Annotated in this window: 7 protein-coding genes; 3 read left to right on the forward strand and 4 right to left on the reverse strand. The window is 63.0% G+C overall.

All coding sequences use genetic code 11. The annotated features are described in order from the left end of the window. Window positions 1-91 precede the first annotated feature (91 nt). Window positions 92-1,528, forward strand: coding sequence for a M48 family metalloprotease (locus G1E_RS16740; protein ID WP_029887110.1), 1,437 nt, complete (start codon window positions 92-94; stop codon window positions 1,526-1,528). A 54-nt stretch (window positions 1,529-1,582) separates the two neighbouring features. Here the strand turns inward: G1E_RS16740 and G1E_RS16745 are convergent, their stop codons facing one another. Continuing rightward, complete coding sequence (locus G1E_RS16745) at window positions 1,583-2,314, reverse strand: amidotransferase (protein WP_009682018.1); 732 nt, start codon at window positions 2,312-2,314, stop codon at window positions 1,583-1,585. 218 nt (window positions 2,315-2,532) lie between these two features. On the opposite strand from G1E_RS16745, the gene G1E_RS28385 reads away from it, so the two are divergent. Both G1E_RS28385 and G1E_RS16750 read left to right on the forward strand, forming a co-directional pair. Beyond that, window positions 2,533-2,775, forward strand: coding sequence for a hypothetical protein (locus tag G1E_RS28385; protein ID WP_146073870.1), 243 nt, complete (start codon window positions 2,533-2,535; stop codon window positions 2,773-2,775). A gap of 66 nt (window positions 2,776-2,841) precedes the next feature. Next, window positions 2,842-3,642 (forward strand): cytochrome c, encoded by an 801-nt coding sequence (locus tag G1E_RS16750; RefSeq protein WP_009682019.1) that lies wholly within the window; start codon window positions 2,842-2,844, stop codon window positions 3,640-3,642. 68 nt (window positions 3,643-3,710) lie between these two features. Here the strand turns inward: G1E_RS16750 and G1E_RS16755 are convergent, their stop codons facing one another. From G1E_RS16755 to G1E_RS16765, 3 genes are all read right to left on the reverse strand, one after another. After that, complete coding sequence (locus G1E_RS16755; RefSeq protein WP_009682020.1) at window positions 3,711-4,040, reverse strand: ribonuclease E inhibitor RraB; 330 nt, start codon at window positions 4,038-4,040, stop codon at window positions 3,711-3,713. A gap of 177 nt (window positions 4,041-4,217) precedes the next feature. Next, entirely contained in the window at window positions 4,218-4,454 is a 237-nt protein-coding gene (locus G1E_RS16760; RefSeq protein WP_009682021.1) for a hypothetical protein, read from the reverse strand. Between the two features lie 200 nt (window positions 4,455-4,654). Beyond that, window positions 4,655-6,712: an LTA synthase family protein gene (locus G1E_RS16765; RefSeq protein WP_009682022.1), complete on the reverse strand. Its 2,058-nt coding sequence runs from the start codon at window positions 6,710-6,712 to the stop codon at window positions 4,655-4,657. Window positions 6,713-6,864 lie beyond the last annotated feature (152 nt).

A 6,864-nucleotide genomic window follows, 5' to 3' on the forward strand; every position in this document is an offset into this window, starting at 1 on the left:
TGTTGGCAGGGCTGCCTAGGATAGCGCCACTGGTCGCCAACGTGTGAGCCCGCTACAGTAGCTATCTTTGACACCGACGCGAGCTTCGTGCATGAAACTACTGCGCCCTACCCTGCTGACGCTGGCCTGCCTGTTGGCCCTCCCCGGCCATGCTGACGACCTGCCATCACTGGGTGACGCCAGCTCCGCGATCGTCTCACCGCAGCAGGAACACCAGCTCGGCCGCGCCTGGCTGAGCCTGTTGCGCGGCCAGGTCAACCAGCTCAACGACCCGCAACTCAAGGACTATGTCGAAACCAGCGTGTACAAGCTGGCCGAGACCAGCCAGCTGCAGGACCGGCGCCTGGAGTTCATCCTCATCGACAGCCGCGAGCTCAACGCCTTCGCTGCGCCCGGGGGCATTGTGGGGGTCAACGGCGGGCTGTTCCTCAACGCACAGACGGAAGGCGAATACGCCTCGGTGCTGGCGCACGAACTGGCGCACTTGTCGCAACGCCACTTCGCCCGCGGCGTCGAGGCCCAGCAACGCATGCAACTGCCGATGATGGCAGCGCTGCTGGCCGGGATCGTACTGGCGGCGGGGGGCGCTGGCGACGCCGGCATCGGCATGATCGCCGGCACCCAGGCGGCGGCCATTCAGGAGCAGCGCCGGTTCTCGCGGCAAAATGAACAGGAAGCGGACCGCATCGGCATCCTGAACCTGGAAAAGGCCGGCTACGACCCACGCAACATGCCAACCATGTTCGAGCGCCTGGCCCGCCAGTATCGCTATGACGCCAAGCCACCGGAGTTTCTGCTGACTCACCCGGTGACCGAGTCGCGGATCGCCGACACCCGCAACCGCGCCGACCAGGCGCCACCGGGCGGTATCGAAGACAGCGCACGCTACCAGCTGATTCGCGCCCGCGTGGCGCTTATCTACGAAGGCACCCCGGGGCTGGCGGCCAAGCGCTTCCGTGCCCAGCTCGACGAAGACCCCAAACTCGATGCTGCACGCTATGGCCTGGCCCTGGCGCAGATCAAGGGCGGCCAGCTGAACGAAGCGCGGGAAATGCTCAAGCCGCTACTGGCCAAGGCGCCCAACGACATCACCTACAACCTGGCGCAGATTGACCTGGACATCACCAACAATCGCCTGGCCGATGCCCAGCAGCGCGCCGAGCGCATGCAGCAGCTATACCCCGGCAACTACCCGCTGAAACAAGTGCGCGCCGATTTGCTGGTGAAGCTGAACAAGCCTGCCGAAGCCGAGAAAGTGCTGGACGAGCTGGTGAAAAGCCGGCCGGATGATCCGGACGTGTGGTACGACATGGCCGAGGTGCGCGGTTTGTCGGGCAATACCATCGGCTTGCACCGGGCGCGGGCAGAGTACTTCACCTTGGTGGGGGACTTTGACCAGGCGATCCAGCAGCTGGATTACGCCAAGCGCCGGGCCGGCGGGAATTTCCCGCTGGCTTCGCAGATTGACCAGCGCCAACGCGAGATCATGGAGCAGCAGCGCATGGTCCGGGACATGATGGGGCGCTGAGCCCCGGGGCGGCCGTGGGGCACGATCGGGCTGCTGTGCAGCAGCCCCCGGCCATTACGCCGCGTCGTGTTTGGTCACCGGCTGCTGGATGAACCGCAACATCCACTCGCCCACCAGGTCGCCCTGGTGCTCGCTGGCCAGGCTGGCCACCGCCTTCTGGTACACCTCGTCGCCCAGGTATTCCTGGCGCGCATCGAGCAGCGCGCGGGAGTAGTCGTGGACAAACTCCGGGTGGCCCTGGAAGCACAGCACCTGGTCGCGGATGTGATACGCCGCATTCGGGCAGAAATCGCTGGAGGCAATGACCGTGGCGCCTTCCGGCAGTTCGGTCACCTGGTCCTGGTGGCTGATCAGCAAGGTCAGCTCCGACACCTCAGGGTCCATCCACGGGGCGTGCGCCGCCAGCGAGTAGCGGTGAATGCCCACGCCCCAGCCCTTGTCGGCACGCTCGGCCTTGCCACCCAGGGTCAACGCAAGCAACTGGTGGCCAAAACACACACCCAGCAATTTCTCGCCACGCGCGTAAAGCTTCAACAGGTAGGCCTTCAGCGTCTGGATCCAGGCATCGGTACCAAACGAGTCTGCCTTGCTGCCCGTGACCAGGTAGGCATCGAACACTTCGCTGTCGGCGGGGTAATCGCCGTTCATCACGTTGTACACACGAAACTCTGCGGCAATTGGCTGCCGCGAGAACAGCTGCTCGAACATCCTGCCGTAGCCCTGGTATTGCGCCGTCAATTCCGGCCGCAGAACATCGGTCTCAAGGATGCAGATGCGTAACGACATAGGATTAGTCCTGAACGACATGGGTGGGAATCTGCTGTAGAGCCTGACGCGAAAGGCACGTACAAGCAAGTAGGCGGCACTGACGAACGGTCACATTTTGTCGGCGCCCTATGGATGGCTGCGCCACCGTCTAGCGAGAGCATGCTAGCGAGATGGCACATGGCCTCATAGCCATGAGGCCTGAAAGTCTCGACTACTAGAACAAAGAGTTCTCGAACATGGATAACGCACGCCCTACTGTTGGTTGTATATCCACTCATAAAAGGCAGGCAGTTAAGGCGCCACACCACGCTACTGCGATCGACCCGAAGCGCGACAAGGAAGCCAACGGGTACTCAGGAATAACAACAAGAAGGCGGTCCGCCATGTTCAGACATTCGAAAATTCGCCAAGCCGGGCTTATTTTATTCGCCACTACATTGCTGCTGATCGTGCCGAACCTGACAAGGTTGTTCGGCTGACTGCAGCAGTGGCGTCAACGGGCAGTGCGCAGGTAACCTGCTGGCCTCTTTGGTCGGAGTGTACCCATGCGCCATTGCCTTGCCCTGCTTGCGCTGCTGCTGAGCCTGCCACTGTCGGCGGCACAACTGCACCTTGAACTCGGCGCTACCCAGCGCCAGTGGAGCAGCGACGAACTGCTCAGCCACCCGCAAGCGCAGACCATCCGCATCGAGCAGGACGTAGCCTACAACCGCCCCATGCAGTACCGGGCGGTGCCGTTGGCTGCACTGTTGCCTGGCGTTACCGCCAGCGACCACCTGCAGGCGGTAGCGCTGGACGGTTTTGCCGCAGAAATGCCCGCTGCGCCGCTGTTGCAGAAAGGCCCGGCGCAGGCCTGGCTGGCCGTGGAAGACCCCAACCAACCTTGGCCACCGCTGGGTGCAGGCAAACCTGGCGCAGGGCCGTTCTACCTGGTGTGGACAGCAGCGCAGGCCGGCGGTATACGCCCGGAGCAATGGCCGTTCCAGATCGCAACCTTGCGCCAGCTCGCCCCGGTAGCCCAGCGGTACCCGGCACTGCTGCCCGACCCGGCGCTACCGGCCGACAGCCCGGTACGCCAGGGCTTTGCCCTGTTCCAGCAAAACTGCATGGCCTGCCACCGCCTGAACGGTGCGGGGGATGCGCAGGTTGGGCCGGACTTGAATGTGCCGCACAACCCCACCGAATACTTTCAGCCGGGTTATTTGCGCATGTTGATCCGCGACCCGCAAAGCCTGCGGCAGTGGCCACAGGCGAAGATGCCGGGCTTTGCCGAAAGCGTGCTGAGCAACAAGGAGCTGGATGCGCTGCTGGACTATTTGCAGCATATGGCCAAGCGCAAGCGTTAGTGGCTGCTTAGGGTAAACCCGCCCCTGCCTGGCGCGGGTGTGCCTGAGGTGATGGCCACGCAGGGCTGCTAGGCCGTGAGCCGCTCGTGCTTGACCCCCCAACCCTCCACCTCGCCGCCATAGGGCGTCACCAACTGCTCGAAGGCCTCTTCGAAGTCGCCAATCCCACAATAGGTGGCATACATGACCTTGCTCAGTTCCAGGTGCCAGCCACCGTCGCCCTCCTTCACCTGGGCATTGAGCGATTCGCCGCGAAACTGCCTGGCAGCACGGCGCGCCCCGGCTTCGTCGGGGAATACGGCATAGAACTCGATAGGGTGGATCTGGGTGAAGTCGAAACCGCCTGCTTTCATCTGGCGCAGGACGTCGCTGCTGATATCGTCGTTCTGGCTGCTCATGAAACGTCCTCCTGAATAATGCAATGGATAGACTTTCCGTGCTACTGCGCACCTGCCGGCAGCGGCCGGGCAGTACGAGCTGATGCAAGACGCGAATGTATGCGGTGCCAGCCCGCATATTAGGCGAGCACCTGCTGACAGCGTAGCGCCTGCCAAGGCACCACGCAAACGTGTGGGTTAGGGCTGTTCCTCAATGCTTTTGATCATTACGCCGCTGTGCTCACGCAGCCAGCGTGCAGTGGGGGAAATGCTGCGGTCCTGGAAGTCGTTGAGGTCCAGCTCGGCCATTACCGGAAACAGGTGAGAACGAATGGCCCTCGCCGCCTCCTCCTCGCTAGGACGATGCTCGGCTTTCAACACCAGAGTGGACGGTTCGCCCTTCTGGTCGGCAAAAATGACTTCCCACTCTTTCATCTAACGGACCCTCTGAGTCAAGGAACACAGGGTGTGTGTTACGCCTGAACAACTGACCTTGGGGCAGGGAGAATGTTCAGTAGGATGAAAGCGGCAGGCGCCGAAACGTGGGGCCCCCATCGCGACCCAGGGCCGCCCGCAGGGGTAGCGCCAGCACGAAGCTGGCGCAGCCACTGTGGCAGCGGGTGACCCGCGAGCTTTTACTTCGGCGTGCCGTGCACCACACCGGCGGTGTTGTCCAGCAGGCTCTTGGTGGCAGTCTGGATGTACGCTTCAAGCTGCTTGAGCAATTGCGGCTGGTCGGGGCTTTCGATCAGCTCGGCCTTGAACTCGCTGCCCAACTGGTAGCGGTACATGCGCGGGGTCATGTCCTTGGACTCGATCAGAATGCGGTCGCCCTGTACCAGGCCGACGATCTGTTCGCTGCCCGACGGCTTGATCATGCCCACGCCCTGGTCGCCCTCAGGCAGGTTGAGCAGGTCGCGCCCCCAGCACTGGTGGCGGGCCTTGCCACCCAGGCGGCCCATGATGGTCGGCACGATGTCGACCTGGGTGCCCACGGTGTGGTTGACCGCCCCGAACTTCTCCTGAATGCCCGGGGCAATCAGCAGCAGCGGCACATTGAAACGGCCCAGGTCCAGCTCGGTGACCTGCTGGTGGTTGCCGAAACCGTGGTCGCCAACGATCACGAACAGGGTGTCCTTGAAGTACGGCTCTTTGCGCGCCTTCTCGAAGAACTGGCCCAGCGCCCAGTCCGAATAACGCATGGCGGTCAGGTGCTCGTCCAGGCGGCCCTGGCCGGTCACCTTCTCGACGGGCAGGTCTTTGGGCAGCGCATACGGGGTATGGTTGGACAGGGTCTGCAGCAACGCATAGATCGGCTTCTTGCCATCGTGCTTGGCCAGCTCCTCGTTGCCGCGGTCGAACATGTCCTGGTCGGACACGCCCCAGGTGGGGTCAGAGAACACCGGGTTGACGAAGTCGTTGCGGCCAATGAAGGTGGTCATGCCCTGGTTGCCGAAGAACCCGGACTGGTTGTCCCAGGCGAAGTCGCCGTTGTAGACGTAGACGTCGTCGTAGTCACGGGCGCTGAGCAGGGCTGGCAGGCCCGACAGCTTGTGGCCGCCTTCCGGGGTTTGCATCAGGTACTCGAAGCCCGGCAGGTTGGGGAAGCAGGCCATGGTGGCGAACATGCCCTGGTGGGTGTGCGTGCCGTTGGAGAAGAAGCGGTCGAACAGCAGGCCCTCTTTGGCCAGCTTGTCGAAGTACGGGGTGATGTTGTTCGGGCTACCCAGCGCACCGACCGAGTGGCCGGCAAAGCTTTCCATCAGGATCACCACCACGTTCTTGACCGGCAGGGTGCGCTCGGCCGGCGGCAGGAAGTCGCGGCGCACGGCAGCTTCGTCGGCATCGACCAGGGTGTCGTTCGGCGTCAGCAATTGCTTGCGCACGGTTTCGGTGGCCAGGCCCTGCTCCAGTACCGGCTTCCAGATGTTGGCGCGGTCTTCGCCGAAGCGGCTCTTGGCGGCGTCGATCAGGGTCAGGGTGCCGTTCAGGCCCAGCTGGTTGACGAAGTTGGAGTCGGTGGTGAACGCATCGCCCCAGCGCATTGGCGGGCCTTGGCGCAGCGTGCCACGGGCGGCGACCACGGCCACCAGCAAGACCACCATGAACACGGCCAGGCGGTTGTACCACGGCGCCACGCGTTGTGCGCCCTGGCCCCGGGTGATGCGGTCGATGCCCTTGAACAGCAGGCTCAGCAGCCAGGTGCCGAAAGCCCAGGCCAACAGGTAGCGCACCACCGGGAAGCCGTACCAGAGCATGCTCAGTACGGTTTTCGGGTCTTCCTTGATGTACTGGAAGACCAGGCCGTTGAGGCGCTGGTGGAACTCGCGGTAGAAGTCCATTTCCATCAGGCCAAGGAACATCACCACGCTGGAGGTGAGTGTCAGCCAGAAACGGAACACCCCTCGCCGGGCCATGGCCCAGGGGCTGAGCATGGCCAGCAACAGCGGAATGCTGAGGTACACCACCACCCGCAGGTCGAAGCGCAAGCCATTGATGAAGCCTTCGGCGACGGTGGAGTAAGGGGTATCGCCGACCATATCGCTGTTGTAGACCAACAGCGCCAGGCGCACGAGGCTGAGCATCAGCATGATCACCAGGCCGCTGAGCAGCGTGTAGGCCAGGTGGGATTTCAGGGTGGGCGAGAACGGTGCTCGCGCGCCCCGTTGCTTCAAGGCGTCCGTGTTAGCCATGAATGGGAAGGTCCTAGGATTGCGGGTTGCGAAGAGGGCGCTGGCACTGGGCCAACGCAGCATTGTGCGGGTGCGGATTCTGTTTAAACCAATGTGAAAATTTTGTCACGCGGGTGTTGCAGCTTTTGTCTGTTCCGGCCCTATCGCCGGCA

The sequence above is a fragment of the Pseudomonas sp. TJI-51 genome, assembly GCF_000190455.2.
Taxonomy (GTDB): domain Bacteria; phylum Pseudomonadota; class Gammaproteobacteria; order Pseudomonadales; family Pseudomonadaceae; genus Aquipseudomonas; species Aquipseudomonas juntendi.

What these genes read in the sequence shown, in the direction of transcription:
- G1E_RS28385 (WP_146073870.1), top strand. Translation starts at nt 2,533, where the DNA reads ATGGATAACGCACGCCCTACTGTTGGTTGTATATCCACTCATAAAAGG.
- G1E_RS16740 (WP_029887110.1), top strand. Translation starts at nt 92, where the DNA reads ATGAAACTACTGCGCCCTACCCTGCTGACGCTGGCCTGCCTGTTGGCC.
- G1E_RS16760 (WP_009682021.1), bottom strand. Translation starts at nt 4,454, where the DNA reads ATGAAAGAGTGGGAAGTCATTTTTGCCGACCAGAAGGGCGAACCGTCC.
- G1E_RS16765 (WP_009682022.1), bottom strand. Translation starts at nt 6,712, where the DNA reads ATGGCTAACACGGACGCCTTGAAGCAACGGGGCGCGCGAGCACCGTTC.
- G1E_RS16745 (WP_009682018.1), bottom strand. Translation starts at nt 2,314, where the DNA reads ATGTCGTTACGCATCTGCATCCTTGAGACCGATGTTCTGCGGCCGGAA.
- G1E_RS16755 (WP_009682020.1), bottom strand. Translation starts at nt 4,040, where the DNA reads ATGAGCAGCCAGAACGACGATATCAGCAGCGACGTCCTGCGCCAGATG.
- G1E_RS16750 (WP_009682019.1), top strand. Translation starts at nt 2,842, where the DNA reads ATGCGCCATTGCCTTGCCCTGCTTGCGCTGCTGCTGAGCCTGCCACTG.